Raw genomic sequence first — 347 nt, forward strand, 5'->3', positions numbered from 1 at the left:
GGGGCTTGCTCCCGATAGCCTTGGGTCAGCCAGCTCATCTCTAGCTGACACACCACCATCGGGAGCAAGCCCCCTCCCACCTGTTGATCTTGGTTGGGTCAGATACTCTGGCGCATTCTNTTCTTGCCAGGTCTCTTAACGGCGGTGCACCAAACAGCCGGCTGTATTCGCGGCTGAACTGCGACGGGCTTTCATACCCCACCCGATACCCCGCCGCCGAGGCTTCCAGCCCTTCGGCAATCATCAGCCGTCGCGCTTCCTGCAAGCGCAGTTGCTTCTGGTATTGCAGCGGGCTCATGGCAGTGATCGCCTTGAAGCGGTGGTGCAACGTCGAGACGCTGAGGTTC

General features: G+C 60.4%; 1 pseudogene. It reads right to left on the reverse strand.

The features are described from left to right. Positions 1 to 121 precede the first annotated feature (121 nt). Positions 122 to 347, reverse strand: a pseudogene (locus AO240_RS26025) (helix-turn-helix transcriptional regulator); the annotation flags it as partial.

Origin of the sequence: Pseudomonas sp. ICMP 460 (genome assembly GCF_002723595.1) — a bacterium.
GTDB lineage: Bacteria > Pseudomonadota > Gammaproteobacteria > Pseudomonadales > Pseudomonadaceae > Aquipseudomonas > Aquipseudomonas kitaguniensis.